The 328-nt window shown below is 42.7% G+C and carries 1 protein-coding gene; it reads left to right on the forward strand.

Features of this window, described 5'->3' with window-relative positions; all coding sequences use genetic code 11:
- On the forward strand, window positions 1-328 hold a 328-nt coding region (locus LJE11_RS19430), incomplete at both ends, for a VaFE repeat-containing surface-anchored protein (RefSeq protein WP_227296440.1).

Here is a 328-nt window from a genome sequence, read left to right on the forward strand (position 1 = left end):
TCTTATCAATGGAAAGCGTGTGGAAAGTGATTATATGTTTACCGCTGACAGCGAAGCTATGAAAGTGGAAGTTGCCTTTACCTTTGACGCTACTTCTCTTGACAGCAAACAGCTTGTAACTTTTGAGGAATTGTACGATTTAAGCAATCCAGACGAACCGAAGAAAGTTACCGAACATAAGAATATTGAGGATAAGGGACAGACGATTACCTTTAAGGAAAAGCCAGAAGAACCAGAGAAACCCGAAACACCACCGACACCAGAAAAGCCTAGCAGACCTAGCGACAGTCCCAAAACGGGCGACAGTACAAATGTAATGGCATTTATC

The organism is Blautia sp. DFI.1.216 (genome assembly GCF_020594215.1).
GTDB lineage: Bacteria > Bacillota > Clostridia > Lachnospirales > Lachnospiraceae > Blautia_A > Blautia_A wexlerae.